Raw genomic sequence first — 12942 nt, 5'->3', positions numbered from 1 at the left:
AGGCCTCTCTGCTCGCACACTTCATCTGATAGAAACGGCTTACTGCACTATTCATCGAAAAATATGCCTTTTCCAATGAATATTTTGTAGGTCGATCGTTTTGCCGAATTTTCAACAAATTTGCGGCGCTAATGCACTGGCAGAATCGTGTCTACCTGTTTGTTACGAATCTGTCAATAGCTATGCGATGTATCATCCTTTGATTCTGTGAAAGACTATATCCGTCCTATCAACCGCCTGCTGGTTGCAAACCGGGGTGAAATTGCCATCCGCATCATGCGGGCAGCCACCGAACTTGGCATCACCACCGTAGCCGTTTACACCTACGAAGACCGTTATTCGCTTCACCGCTATAAAGCCGACGAAGCCTACCAGATCGGGCGCGACGAAGATGCATTGAAACCGTATCTCGACGTAGAAGGCATCATTCTGCTGGCAAAAAGCAAGAAAATAGACGCCATTCACCCTGGCTACGGGTTCTTATCCGAGAACGTCAATCTGGCGCGGCGGTGCCGCGAAGAAGGCATTATTTTCATTGGCCCCACGCCCGAAGCCATGGAAGCGCTCGGCGACAAAGTGCGCGCCAAGAACCTGGCCACCACCGCCAACGTCCCGCTGATTCCCGATTCGCGCGAAGAGAACATGTCGGCAGAACGGGCGTCGGAAGAGGCCAATCGGATTGGTTTTCCGGTGATGGTGAAAGCCGCTGCCGGTGGTGGCGGACGCGGGATGCGCGTGGTTCGTAACCCGGATGACTTTGAAAAAGCATTTACCGAAGCCAAGAATGAAGCCAAAAACGCATTCGGCGATGATACGATCTTCCTCGAAAAATTCATTGAAGATCCCAAACACATTGAGGTTCAGCTGCTTGGCGACACGCATGGCAACCTGATTCACCTGTACGAACGTGACTGTTCGGTACAGCGGCGGTTCCAGAAAGTGGTTGAAGTGGCTCCGTCTTTCGGCCTGAAACAGGAAACGCGCGAACAACTGTACGCCTATGCGCTCAAGATTGGTAAGGCCGCCGGTTACAGCAACGCCGGAACGGTTGAGTTCCTGGTCGATAAAGAAGAGCATATCTACTTCATTGAGGTAAATCCCCGGATTCAGGTCGAGCACACGATCACGGAAGAGGTGACGGGTATCGATATCGTACGGTCGCAGATTCTGATTGCCATGGGCTATAGGCTGTCCGACAACGGGATCTACATCAACCACCAGGATGAGGTGCCGCTCAATGGCTACGCGATTCAGTGCCGGATCACGACGGAAGACCCCGCCAACGGCTTCAAGCCCGATTTTGGTACCATCATCGCCTACCGGAACGCCGCCGGCTTCGGTATCCGTCTCGACGAAGGCAGCAGCTACCCCGGCGTTAAGATCTCGCCCTACTTCGATTCGATGATCGTGAAGGTGTCGGCACGGGGACGTACCCTGAAAGGAGCCACCCAACGCCTGCAGCGGGCGCTGGTTGAATTCCGGATCCGGGGGGTGAAAACCAATATCTCGTTCCTGATGAACGTGATCGACCACCCGGTTTTCCAGCGGGGTGAGGCACGGGTGTCGTTCATCGAAAGCCATCCCGAGCTGTTCAAGCTGCGCCAGCCGCAAGACCGCTCCACGAAGGTGCTGCGGTACCTCGGCGAAGTGATCGTGAATGGCAATCCAGAAGTGAAAAAACGCGACGACAGCAAGGTATTCCGTACGCCCGTTGTTCCGATTTATGACCAGTATGGAACGTACCCGGCCGGTAACCGCGACCGCCTGAACGAACTGGGCCGCGAGGGCTTCGCCAACTGGGTACGCGATCAGAAGCAAATTCTGTATACCGATACCACCTTCCGTGACGGCCATCAGTCGTTGTTGGCCACGCGGGTACGTACCCAGGATTTGCAGAAAGTAGCCGAAGGCTTTGCCAAAAATCACCCTGAACTGTTCTCGATGGAAGTGTGGGGCGGTGCTACCTTCGACGTGTCGATGCGGTTCCTCTACGAGAGTCCGTGGAAGCGGCTGGCTGCCCTGCGCGAAGCCATGCCGAATATGCTCTTGCAGATGCTGTTCCGGGGCTCCAACGCCGTAGGCTACTCGGCCTACCCCGATAACCTGATCGAGAAATTCGTGGAGAAATCAGCCGAAACGGGCATCGATGTCTTCCGTATTTTCGACTCGCTCAACTGGGTCGAGGCCATGAAAGTGAGCATCCGCGCCGTTCGTGAGCGAACCAACGCCATTGCCGAAGCGGCCATTTGCTACAGTGGTATCGACGACAAGTATACGCTTCAGTACTACCTCGACATGGCGAAGCAGCTCGAAGACGAAGGCTCGCATATGCTGTGTATCAAAGACATGGCCGGTCTGCTGAAACCCCTCGACGCGCAGTTGCTGGTGGGTGAACTGAAAAAGTCATTAAGCATTCCCGTTCACCTGCACACGCACGACACGGCGGGCATTCAGGCGGCAACGTACCTGAAAGCCATCGACGCCGGGGTGGATATTGTCGATTGTGCGCTGGGCGCGTTGTCGGGCCTCACGTCGCAGCCCAATTTCAATTCGGTGGTGGCGATGATGCAGGGCCACGAGCGTGAATGTCCCGTTGATCTGCCGTCGCTGAATGCCTACTCCAACTACTGGGAAGACGTTCGGGAATACTACTATCCGTTCGAGAGTGGCATGAAGGCCGGAAGCGCCGAAGTGTACGAGAACGAGATTCCCGGCGGGCAATACTCGAACTTGAAACCACAGGCCATCGCCACGGGGCTGGGCGACAAGTTTGAAACGCTGAAAAAGAACTACTCGGTAGCCAATCAGCTGTTTGGCAACATCATCAAAGTAACGCCTTCATCGAAAGTGGTGGGCGATATGGCGATCTTCATGACGGCCAACAACCTGACCGCCGACGATGTGCTGCAACGCGGCGAATCGCTATCGTTCCCCGAGTCGGTCAAGGAATTGATGAAGGGCATTCTGGGTCAGCCCTACGGTGGTTTCCCCGAAGACATTCAGAAGGTCGTGCTGAAAGGCGAAGAGCCCATTACCGGGCGCCCCAACGAGCACCTGGCTCCGATCGATTTCGACGCTGATTTTACTAAATTCCAGGAGGCGTTCCCCCGCAACGACGGCTTCCTGGATTACCTCTCGTACCAGATGTACCCCAAGGTGTATGAGGAATACTACAAAGCCATTGACCAGTACGGCGATGTCAGCATCATTCCAACACCCGCTTTCTTCTACGGCCTGAAACCCAACGAAGAGATTCTGGTGCCGATTGCCGAAGGAAAGAATATCCTGGTTCGGCTGCTGTTCATGTCGGAGGCCGATGCGTCGGGTATGCGAATGATCACCTTCGAGCTAAACGGGCAGAGCCGCCAGGTTCAGGTGCGTGACAAAGCCCAGAAAGTGGTGAAAGCGCAGAACCAGAAAGTAGGCAAACCCGCCGACATCGGCTCACCGTTGCAAGGTCGCCTGACGCGCATTCTGGTGAAGCCCGGCGACGAGGTGAAAAAGAACCAGCCGCTGTTCGTGATCGAAGCCATGAAAATGGAAAGCATCGTGGCGGCCCAGCAAGCCGGCACCGTCAAGCAGGTACTCCTCAAAGAAGGCACCGTTGTCGAGCAAGACGACTGGGTTATCGAAATGGCGTAACCATATGTTGATTTCAATGGTTGATAGCATAAAATTGTACTGACCACAATCCCCCTCATATTCATGCAATCTATGCTGAATATGAGGCGCTGATTGATTTACGAACACGTGAGATTTTAATTGGTGATTTACCTGGTAAGCAGTTCAAGCGGGTACGTGACTGGCTGGAAGGAAAGCAGGAGATGTTGATTGAGGAATTTGTTCGTTTACAAAAAATCCAATGAAAGGTTTACCACGCATAACGGAGATTATCAAGATCGAACCGTTTAAAATCACGGTTCGCTGGACAACTGGTGAAATTCGGGTACTGGATTTTAACGATTTACTAACGAGTTGGGGCGTATCGCCAGCCGACGATTCCGACTTATCACGCCTGTTCGATTACGCTACATTTAAGCTCGTTTCCATCGCCGAAAGCAAAACGCTTCAATGGGCGCTCATCCTTGTGTCCCATCTTACCATTGATGAAAACAAGCACCCAACCAAGGTTGCGACCCCATTGATGCTGGACCCCGATGTACTTTATGAAGCCAGCCGACCGATCGAGGAATATCGGCTTGTTCCAATAGCTGGAGATCTTCTGGCCAAAGCTGCCTGACGCGCATTCTGGTGAAGCCCGGCGATGAAGTGAAAAAGAACCAGCCGCTGTTCGTGATCGAAGCCATGAAAATGGAAAGCATCGTGGCGGCCCAGCAAGCCGGCACCGTCAAGCAGGTGCTTCTTAAAGAAGGCACCGTTGTCGAACAAGACGACTGGTGGGTTATCGAAATGGCGTAGTTCTATTCATTATAAGCGGTCCACCGCTTCAATCGCCTCGTATTCATGCAGTCTATGCTGAATATGAGGCGGTTTTGGATCATGTCTGCAATAATTCGGGGAAGTATTCTCTTGGGACAGTTGCCACTTTTCGGGGGCTTGCCCGGTAATTCTGCGTCTTCTTGAAAAAACGTGACTTTGAGTAAACACAACGACGATGAGCACTGCAGTTTCACCCCCATTTTCAAATCCTCAGGTCGAGTTGTTACGCCTGTATGCGAACAACGTACCTGAGGAAGACCTGCTGGTGATCAAACAGTTGATCAACGATTTTTTTGTTGAAAAGGCAGTGCATGCCGCCGACCGAGTATGGGAAGAGCGTGGTTATTCCGATGACACAATGGAAGAGTGGCTCAGCACGGACCTTCGTAAAAATCAGCCAGAATGAAGGTTGTTGACACGAACTGTTTGTTGGTTGCTATTTCGTCAAAGTCGCGCGCTACCACTGGCTGCTCGTAGCACTTCAGGAACAGCGATTCAGGCTCTGTTTGTCGAACGAAATTCTGTCTGAGTACGTGGAGATAATCGATCGCTATTTTTCGGCTGATTACGCCCAACCAGTATATCAACTGCTGACTCGGGCCGACAACGCTGAACAGGTTGTGGTCTTCTATAAACGGCCGCTGATTACCAATGATCCAGATGATGACAAATTCGTTGAGTGCGCTTTCGCTGCTAATGTCACTTCATTGTTACCGAAGACAGGCATTATGATGTCCTGGCTGAACTAGAATTTCCGAAAATCAAGACCGTTAATTTGTCAATGTTCAGGTTGTTGCTTGACGCAAAATGAATGAGTTCCAGTTGGATTTAGCTGTATAGCCAAATTGCACCACTTCATGAGAGGTTGCCTCTGTCAAAGGCATACATTCGATAAGAGCCGTATAAACCCTTGTCTGTAAGGGTGTTTACCCGCTAGCGTAGTTGAGTAGAGACGTTTACTTTGGTGCAACGTTAAACGCTTCCGTATATGAAGACTATGCTGCTGCTTATTGCTTTCGGTTTACCGCTTACCGTTACTAGTCAGGCTCAGATTGACAAACGGGCCGGCTCCTGGAAAACCTGGGTCATTCCGTCGGGCGAGGCGTTCAGGCTACCACCACCACCTGCGGCTACACAAGCCGACGAGAAGGAAATGCTTACTGCCCAGCGACAGCGCGATTCGTCGGCCATTCGACTGATCGACTATTGGAATGCTGGCGCACCAGGGTATCGCTGGCAGGAGGCTATCGAGCAACTGTACGGTGGCTTTCCGCCCGCCTGGGTACGTGGCAAAGCCCTGATGAACGTGGCTATCTATGACGCCACCATCGCGGCATGGAACACTAAATATGCCCACAACCGTCCGCGCCCTTCAACGCATACCAAGGCGTTGACACCGTACCTGCCAGTTCCCGATAGTCCGTCTTATCCGTGCGAACAGTCGGTGGCGGCTGGGGCGGCTGCTACCGTTCTGGCCTATCTGTTTCCTCAGAAGGCGGATTCTATACGTCGGGTTGCCGAGCGCGCCTGTCAGTCGCGGCTATTGGCGGGCGTTGCGTACCCCAGCGATGTCAAAGCCGGATATGAGTTGGGTCGGCGGGTGGCGCTGGCTGTGATTGAACGGGCCAAAACCGATGGTTCCGATGCTGTCTGGGACGGTAAACGCCTGACGGGTACCGGTACATGGACTGACAAACGCCCGCCGATTCAACCGATGATGGGCTATTGCAAACCGTGGGTGCTTACGGCCGGTAATCAGTTTCGGCCAGGGCCACCCCCTGAACCCGCCAATGGGATGAAGGAGCTGAAACAGTTTAAAAAGACGCCGGCCGCCATTACCCGCGCCTTTTATTGGGCAGTCAACGACTTCTGGGGAGATGCGGCCGACCAGAAACTCTTCGAGCACAATCTGCACCTGAATGCGCCACAATCGGCCCGTGTGTATGCGCTGGTGAGCATTGCCGCTTTCGATGGGCAGGTGGCCTGTTGGGACGCCAAATACACCTACTGGTCTATCCGTCCCGATCAATATGATACAACCTACGTGCCTTTGCTGCTGGCCACGCCGGCTCATCCCAGTTATCCGTCGGGGCACGCAACCATTTCTACGGCGAGGGCCGTTGTTCTCGGCTATTTATTTCCGGAAGATGCCCCGTTTTTTATGAACAAAGCCAGGGAAGCCGCCGAGTCGCGCTTTGAAGGTGGCGTCCACTTCCGAATCGATAACGTAGTGGGTATGAATTTGGGCCGCAACGTTGGTGAGCAGGTCGTGAAGTGGGCACAGCAGGATGGGGCCGACGCCGCGCGTGCACTGGTGCGAAAGTAACGTACCTGCCTACCAGATCACCTGCAACCCTTCGATGGCGTACTTCGCTACGTTCTCGTCTTTACTGATAAGCCGAAAGTTACGTTGAAGGGCTTGCCAGATCAGCATCCGATCGAAGGGGTCTTTGTGATACGTAGCTGCCAGCCGGTGGTACGTAGAAACGGTTACGGTATCCAGATCCAAAAGTCGAAAACCTGTTGCTTCAGCAGCCTTGGGAAAGTCTTCAGGAGATAGGCCTTCAAGTGTTAGTTTCTGAAGACTATGCTTCATTGATATCTCCCAGAAACTTATTGCACTGACTACTATATCGTTCGCTCCATCTGTCAAAATTGCGCTGGCAGTGGCTGATAACTTACCCGGGTTAGTAACAGCCCAGATCAGGGTGTGCGTATCGAGCAAATAGCTCATAGCCCTAAGAATTCGTCGTCTGTCAGCTTAAAATCGGCCGCGAAGGTTGCGGTACCTTTATTCTGCAAAATGCCTAACTGACGTTTTGCCGGTGTTCGAGCTTCTTTGGGGATAATGTAGGCAACTATTTCTTTCTTTTTACCAAAGGCCACGGCAATCTCTTCGCCTAGTTTTACTTCTTGAATTACTTCGGAGAAGTGGGCTTTTAAGTCTCCAACAGTCATTGTCTTCATAGTTGTACAAACGCAGATGAAGTCAAATCTATTCCTTTCTTGACAAGTTGTCAAGTTTGTTTTCAGGCGCCAACGTACCTATTTCACTTTACGCACGGCTACGCTGCCATCGAAGATCTGTTTCCACTGCCAGGAAACCTTGCCGTTGGTGCGCTGCAACACGAAGAATGGATCGTTGATTTTGACCCGATCTTTGGCGTAGAAAGCCCCGTCTGTCGCTGACCGGTAGTAAACTTTTAGCAGGGTGGGTGTTCCGGTTGCCACGCAGTCCAGCGTATAGAAGGTTTGAACGCCCTCGGCGTGTACGTCGCATAGGTTCATGCCCCTGTATTTGTCGTTGACCTTGATGGTGTAGGTGACGCCGTCCTTCGTCTCGCCCGACCACGTACCCAGCCAGCTATCTGTTTGCTGGAAACCCGACAGGATAGCGGCTCCAAACCACATACCCGCTATTGACAATACCGTTCGCATACAACTCAGCTTATGACCATTGCGTGAGCACTGACTATGAATGCAGGAATCCGTATCCCATCAGGCCCACCAGGATCGATTCGGCTATCCAGACGTGTCGTGTATTATGTTGGGCGGCGCGGCGAACGACGTAGTGAAGGCCGAGCGCCCCGGCCGCGAGTGGAACGCCGAAGATAAATTGCAGCACATTGTTATCCCGCTTCATATCAACGAATCCGTAGAGGATCATCACTACACCCATCAGCGATACCAGAACAAGTGGCGTTATCAGGCTGGCTAGTTTTGAGAAATCCATCTGTGTATCGAGTTAGCATTACCTTATTCTAACATGAATGAACGGTCCTGTGTTTTGTGCGAAGGTTTATGTTGTTGATAGACAGTTGTTTCGCTAGTGCGCGAAGCCAACCAGCAACAAAAACTGCTTCCCGTTGAGCGACAGGAAGCAGTTGAGCCAAAAGCAGAAGGTAGCGTCTATAGACCCACCGGAACGGCTACCATTGTAGTGTCCCAACCAAGGTACATCGTGGCGTTTTGGGCGTCTTTTTTGGCGAACTGAATCGAGAAATTCTCCAGAGGTGTCTCCGTTTTTTGCACAGGTACGTTCACGCGGGCCACGTCGAGGGCCTGGTTGTAGCTGTAAGCGCCCCATTGGTCGAGATCAGAGCTGAGAATGATCGTCCATTCGGTTTCGTTCGGGATGGTCAGCAGGGCATAGCTACCCGCCGGGATTTTCTTGCCGCCGATGGTCACGTCCTGATAAAATTTGATCTCTGGCGCTTCGTTGGCACCGGCCCGCCACACTTTGCCATAAGGCACCAGCTTGCCAAACACCTCACGCCCGTTCTTGGCCGGCCGGGTATACGTGACGCGGGCCGCTAGTTTATCGTTGCCAATTTTAGCCGGAGCAAACTTACGATCATGCGCGTAATCGTCTGGATAGTAGGCCATATCCATGGGCGATTTGTCGAGGGCGCGGAAGGTTTGGGCATCTGCGCTGGTCAGGGCCAGGAATAAAAATCCAACTAGTAAAGCAGTCTGTTTCATGGGTGTTTTTCAGTGAAGTAACTAACGCATAAAAGTAGCCTATTCCCGTCTAACTGAAGTAGGTTGTATGCGTAATCCCGGCCTGACCGCCTGTGCGCAAACCGCCCGAAAGTAGAATGTAGGTAAATGCTGTTTTTCAGCTTCAAGTGGCACAGGCAGCGCTACAGTTCATTAGGCTATCCCCGCATGATTCACGTCAACCCCTCGATTAAACCGGCTGACTTATCCTCAAAACTCCAGCGATTCTGGGCGCTTTCTGCGCAAAAAATCAACCTGATCGAACAGCAGTATGACCCCGCAAAGGGCTCACCTGTCTTTACCATACAAGGCCGCTACACGACCCGCGGCTGGACCGAATGGACACAGGGATTTCAGTACGGCTCGGCTATCCTTCAATTCGATGCAACCGGCGAGGACGAATTCCTCGAACTAGGTCGCCAGCGAACAATCGACGTTATGGCGCCCCACGTCAGTCATGTGGGTGTGCACGACCACGGGTTCAACAACGTCAGCACCTACGGAAATCTGCTTCGGTTGATGCGGGAAGGCAAGATTCCGTACAACGAATGGGAAAAGAACACGTATGAGTTAGCCCTGAAAATTTCGGGCGCGGTGCAGGCCAATCGCTGGACGCCGACCCGGGAAGGAGCAGGGACGCCTGGCGCAGGGACGCCAGGCGGATTTATTCACTCGTTCAACGGCCCGCATTCCCTGTTTGTCGATACCATCCGCTCTTGTCGGGCGCTGGTGATCAGTTATTTGCTGGGTCATACGTTTCAGGGCGAAGGGGATGTACGCATCAATTTATTGGAACGGGCGCTGCTCCACATCAAAGCCACCGCCGATTTTTCGGTGTATTACGGCGAAGGGCGCGACTCCTACGATGTCTGGGGACGTACGGCCCACGAAAGTATTTTCAACGTGACCGATGGGAAGTACCGCTGCCCGAATTCGCAGCAGGGCTATACGGGTTTCAGCACCTGGACACGCGGACTGGCCTGGGCCATGTGCGGGTTCGCCGAAGAACTCGAAGCACTGGCAACCATACATGATGATGAACTAGCCGGTCTGGGTGGACGTGACTCGCTGGAGGCGATGATGCTCAAAGCCGCCCGCGCTACCTGCGATTTTTATATCGAGAACACACCGACCGATGGCGTTCCGTACTGGGATACCGGTGCGCCGAACCTGCACAGACTCGGCGATTACCTGGAACGACCCGCTAAGCCCGTCAACGACCACGAACCGGTCGATAGTTCTGCCGCCGCCATTGCCGCCCAGGGGCTGCTGCGGCTGGGCAATTACCTGATGAATAAACAACGAACAAAGCCCGACCAAGTGCCCGACGTTGGTTTACTGGGGCAGACCAGCTGGCAGGCCGGACAGACCTACTGGCAAGCTGGGTTGACGGTGCTGGGTACGTTGCTCGACGAACCTTATATCAGCACCAATCCGCAACATGAGGGCCTGCTCCTGCACTCTATTTACCACCGACCCAATGGCTGGGACTACGTACCCAGAGGCAGCAAGATACCGTATGGTGAGTCGAGCATGTGGGGCGATTATCACATTCGGGAGGCAGCCCTGTACGTTCAGCGGGCCATTGACCAGGCCCCGTATTACCTGTTTTTCAACTGCGTGTAAGCGGCTCTCCGTACGCTTTCCTGAACCTACCTTTTAAGCATGAGTGGTAAATACAAACCGAAATACACCCGGATGGCCCAGCTCAAAACGGCCTCGGAGTTGACAACGTACCTGGCAACAAATGGGATCGACTTGCCATTCGACGAAACCCTGCTGCCACCCGGCGAAAGCCCATTTGGTCGGCCGATTCAGCTGAAGTCGGGAAAAACGATCGGTAACAGCCTGTGCATTTTGCCCATGGAAGGCTGGGACGGAACACTGGATGGAAAGCCGACCGATTTCACCCGGAAACGCTGGCTGAAATTTGCCGAAAGCGGCGCTAAACTGTTATTCGGTTGCGAGGCTGTGGCCGTCTGCCACGAGGGAAAGGCGAATCCTAATCAGCTGGTTATCAATCAGGATACAATTGGCGAACTCACTCAGTTGCGCCAGCTTATCCTCGACAAGCACACCGAGCAATTTGGCCGTACCGACGACCTCGTTATTGGGCTGCAACTCACGCATTCGGGGCGGTTTTGTAAGCCAGCCAGTCACAAGAAATTTGAACCGAAAATACTCTACGCCCATCCGTACCTGAATCAGAAATTCGGGATGGACGCCAACTACCCGACGCTGACCGACGGAGACATCGACGATATCATTCAGAAATACATTGCTGCGGCGGTGCTGGCGCAGCAGGCGGGTTACGATTTTGTGGATATCAAACATTGCCACGGCTACCTGGGCCATGAGTTTCTGAGTGCCGTGGACCGCGAGGGGAATTATGGTGGTAGTTTCGAGAACCGCACCCGGTTTCTGCGGCGTATTGTTGACGGCATCAAGCAGGCGGCTCCGGGCCTGGAAATGGGGATTCGCCTCAGTGCGTTTGATCTGCTGCCGTTTAAAAAAGGGCCGAATGAGGTTGGCGAACCCGAAAAAACGGATGCTTATCCCTACGCGTTTGGCGGGCAGCAAACGGGGCTAACGATTAACCTCGACGAGCCAAAGGCTTTCCTGGAAGTAGCCCAATCGCTTGGTATACAGCTGGTGTGCATCACAGGCGGTAGTCCGTACTACAATCCGCACCTGATGCGTCCGGCCCTGTTTCCGCCGTCTGACGGCTACCTGCCGCCCGAAGATCCGCTGGTAGGGGTGAAGCGGCAGATTGATGTGACCTGTGCGCTGAAAAAAGCCTTTCCGGCGCTGATCCTGATTGGTTCGGGCTATTCGTATCTGCAGGAATGGCTTCCCAATGTGGCCCAGTATGTGCTGCGGAACGGCATGGCCGATAGCGTTGGGTTTGGTCGGATGGTCCTGTCGTATCCAACTATGCCCGCCGATATGATTGCCGGTCGGTCGCTGGTGCGCAATCACATCTGCCGCACCTTTTCCGACTGCACAACGGCCCCCCGCAACGGGCTCGTTTCGGGTTGTTATCCGCTAGACCCTACCTACAAAAAGTTACCGGAAGCCGACCAGTTGAAAGCCATAAAGGAGACGCTGTGAAACAGACGGAACGTACCCGGCCTGTCGCTTTCGTCACCGGAAGCAGTCGGGGTATAGGACTCGGTATTGCTGAACACCTGGCCAGAGAAGGCTTCGATCTGGCTATCAACGGCATTCGGGATGAATCGGCGATTTTAGATGTGCTGGGTACGTTGCGGCAGCTGGGCGCCGACGTGATCTATTGCCAGGGGAGCGTTGCCGATGCGGAGGCGCGGAGGACAATGCTGGCAACAATCAGGACCCATTTTGGCCAGTTGAACCTGCTGGTCAACAATGCAGGCGTTGCACCCCAGGTACGTGCCGATCTGCTGGAAGCCACCGAAGAGAGCTACGATCGGCTGTTGACCACCAACCTGAAAGGGCCCTACTTTCTGACGCAGGCCGTAGCCAACTGGCTGATCGAACAGAAACGAGATGATTCTGATTTCCAGGCAAGTATTATCACCGTTTCGTCGGTTTCTGCGACGGTCGCGTCAGTAAATCGGGGTGATTATTGTATTTCGAAAGCAGGGCTGAGCATGGCCACGCAGCTATTCGCCGTGCGGCTTGGGGAGCATGGTATTCCCGTCTATGAAGTGCGGCCGGGAATTATTCGAACGGATATGACGGCGGGGGTAACGGATAAATACGATAAGCTCATTGCCGAAGGGCTGACCGTTCAGCCTCGCTGGGGACTGCCCGATGATGTTGGTCGGGCGGTGGCGGCCATTGCAGGCGGTGGCTTTCCGTATTCAACCGGTCAGGTTTTTATGATCGACGGGGGCATGACGCTGGGGCGCCTGTGAAGGTTAGCGGCTGGTGCAGAGTAGTTTACGTCTAGTTTCAGATTCACTAACATGAGTTGCTTGTGTATGACCGCTTTTGAGTAATGCGTCAGCAATACGAGCAAAC

General features: G+C 53.5%; 13 protein-coding genes and 2 pseudogenes. 10 read left to right on the top strand and 5 right to left on the bottom strand.

The features are described from left to right. The first annotated feature begins 207 nt into the window (after positions 1 to 207). The 7 genes and pseudogenes from ACAW75_RS20820 to ACAW75_RS20790 all read left to right on the top strand — a co-directional run bounded on the left by ACAW75_RS20820 (position 208) and on the right by ACAW75_RS20790 (position 6766). Positions 208 to 3642: a pyruvate carboxylase gene (locus ACAW75_RS20820; protein WP_370730681.1), complete on the top strand. Its 3435-nt coding sequence runs from the start codon at positions 208 to 210 to the stop codon at positions 3640 to 3642. A gap of 50 nt (positions 3643 to 3692) precedes the next feature. Continuing rightward, a pseudogene (locus ACAW75_RS20815) lies at positions 3693 to 3866 on the top strand (DUF4160 domain-containing protein); the annotation flags it as partial. Further along, the gene (locus ACAW75_RS20810; protein WP_370730680.1) at positions 3863 to 4240 is read left to right on the top strand and encodes a hypothetical protein; all 378 of its coding nucleotides are present in this window, start codon (positions 3863 to 3865) and stop codon (positions 4238 to 4240) included. The pseudogene ACAW75_RS20815 and the gene ACAW75_RS20810, both read left to right, overlap by 4 nt. Further along, a pseudogene (locus ACAW75_RS20805) lies at positions 4228 to 4419 on the top strand (biotin/lipoyl-containing protein); the annotation flags it as partial. The gene ACAW75_RS20810 and the pseudogene ACAW75_RS20805, both read left to right, overlap by 13 nt. Before the next feature lie 196 nt (positions 4420 to 4615). Next, on the top strand, positions 4616 to 4846 hold the full coding sequence (locus tag ACAW75_RS20800) for a DUF8507 family protein (protein ID WP_370730678.1): 231 nt from the start codon (positions 4616 to 4618) through the stop codon (positions 4844 to 4846). A 16-nt stretch (positions 4847 to 4862) separates the two neighbouring features. Then, a complete protein-coding gene (locus ACAW75_RS20795) occupies positions 4863 to 5189 on the top strand; it encodes a PIN domain-containing protein (RefSeq protein WP_370730726.1) in 327 nt (108 codons plus the stop codon). Between the two features lie 239 nt (positions 5190 to 5428). After that, positions 5429 to 6766 carry a phosphatase PAP2 family protein gene (locus ACAW75_RS20790; RefSeq protein ID WP_370730677.1) on the top strand — a complete coding sequence of 446 codons (1338 nt, stop codon included), beginning with the start codon at positions 5429 to 5431 and terminating at the stop codon, positions 6764 to 6766. A 9-nt stretch (positions 6767 to 6775) separates the two neighbouring features. Here the strand turns inward: ACAW75_RS20790 and ACAW75_RS20785 are convergent, their stop codons facing one another. The 5 genes from ACAW75_RS20785 to ACAW75_RS20765 form a co-directional block, all read right to left on the bottom strand. Continuing rightward, complete coding sequence (locus ACAW75_RS20785) at positions 6776 to 7174, bottom strand: type II toxin-antitoxin system VapC family toxin (RefSeq protein ID WP_370730676.1); 399 nt, start codon at positions 7172 to 7174, stop codon at positions 6776 to 6778. After that, complete coding sequence (locus ACAW75_RS20780; protein WP_370730675.1) at positions 7171 to 7407, bottom strand: type II toxin-antitoxin system Phd/YefM family antitoxin; 237 nt, start codon at positions 7405 to 7407, stop codon at positions 7171 to 7173. The genes ACAW75_RS20785 and ACAW75_RS20780 overlap by 4 nt, the downstream gene beginning before the upstream one ends. Positions 7408 to 7485: 78 nt before the next feature. Then, positions 7486 to 7878: a DUF5991 domain-containing protein gene (locus ACAW75_RS20775; RefSeq protein ID WP_370730674.1), complete on the bottom strand. Its 393-nt coding sequence runs from the start codon at positions 7876 to 7878 to the stop codon at positions 7486 to 7488. A 34-nt stretch (positions 7879 to 7912) separates the two neighbouring features. Beyond that, entirely contained in the window at positions 7913 to 8173 is a 261-nt protein-coding gene (locus ACAW75_RS20770; RefSeq protein WP_370730673.1) for a hypothetical protein, read from the bottom strand. 176 nt (positions 8174 to 8349) lie between these two features. Beyond that, entirely contained in the window at positions 8350 to 8922 is a 573-nt protein-coding gene (locus tag ACAW75_RS20765; RefSeq protein WP_370730672.1) for a DUF2911 domain-containing protein, read from the bottom strand. Between the two features lie 186 nt (positions 8923 to 9108). Here ACAW75_RS20765 and ACAW75_RS20760 point away from each other — a divergent pair, with 186 nt between their 5' ends. The 3 genes from ACAW75_RS20760 to ACAW75_RS20750 are packed head-to-tail and all read left to right on the top strand — an operon-like array spanning position 9109 to position 12836. Further along, on the top strand, positions 9109 to 10566 hold the full coding sequence (locus tag ACAW75_RS20760) for a glycosyl hydrolase (RefSeq protein WP_370730671.1): 1458 nt from the start codon (positions 9109 to 9111) through the stop codon (positions 10564 to 10566). 39 nt (positions 10567 to 10605) lie between these two features. After that, positions 10606 to 12051: an oxidoreductase gene (locus ACAW75_RS20755; protein WP_370730670.1), complete on the top strand. Its 1446-nt coding sequence runs from the start codon at positions 10606 to 10608 to the stop codon at positions 12049 to 12051. Then, on the top strand, positions 12048 to 12836 hold the full coding sequence (locus ACAW75_RS20750; protein WP_370730669.1) for a 3-ketoacyl-ACP reductase: 789 nt from the start codon (positions 12048 to 12050) through the stop codon (positions 12834 to 12836). The genes ACAW75_RS20755 and ACAW75_RS20750 overlap by 4 nt, the downstream gene beginning before the upstream one ends. Positions 12837 to 12942: the final 106 nt, after the last annotated feature.

It is taken from the genome of Fibrella arboris, assembly GCF_041321095.1.
GTDB classification, from domain to species: domain Bacteria; phylum Bacteroidota; class Bacteroidia; order Cytophagales; family Spirosomataceae; genus Fibrella; species Fibrella arboris.
This window is presented reverse-complemented; position numbering and strand designations above follow the sequence as displayed.

Excerpts from the sequence above, each read along its gene's own strand:
- ACAW75_RS20770 (WP_370730673.1), bottom strand. The coding sequence starts at position 8,173 with ATGGATTTCTCAAAACTAGCCAGCCTGATAACGCCACTTGTTCTGGTA.
- ACAW75_RS20800 (WP_370730678.1), top strand. The coding sequence starts at position 4,616 with ATGAGCACTGCAGTTTCACCCCCATTTTCAAATCCTCAGGTCGAGTTG.
- ACAW75_RS20790 (WP_370730677.1), top strand. The coding sequence starts at position 5,429 with ATGAAGACTATGCTGCTGCTTATTGCTTTCGGTTTACCGCTTACCGTT.
- ACAW75_RS20755 (WP_370730670.1), top strand. The coding sequence starts at position 10,606 with ATGAGTGGTAAATACAAACCGAAATACACCCGGATGGCCCAGCTCAAA.
- ACAW75_RS20765 (WP_370730672.1), bottom strand. The coding sequence starts at position 8,922 with ATGAAACAGACTGCTTTACTAGTTGGATTTTTATTCCTGGCCCTGACC.
- ACAW75_RS20760 (WP_370730671.1), top strand. The coding sequence starts at position 9,109 with ATGATTCACGTCAACCCCTCGATTAAACCGGCTGACTTATCCTCAAAA.
- ACAW75_RS20780 (WP_370730675.1), bottom strand. The coding sequence starts at position 7,407 with ATGAAGACAATGACTGTTGGAGACTTAAAAGCCCACTTCTCCGAAGTA.
- ACAW75_RS20810 (WP_370730680.1), top strand. The coding sequence starts at position 3,863 with ATGAAAGGTTTACCACGCATAACGGAGATTATCAAGATCGAACCGTTT.
- ACAW75_RS20775 (WP_370730674.1), bottom strand. The coding sequence starts at position 7,878 with ATGCGAACGGTATTGTCAATAGCGGGTATGTGGTTTGGAGCCGCTATC.
- ACAW75_RS20785 (WP_370730676.1), bottom strand. The coding sequence starts at position 7,174 with ATGAGCTATTTGCTCGATACGCACACCCTGATCTGGGCTGTTACTAAC.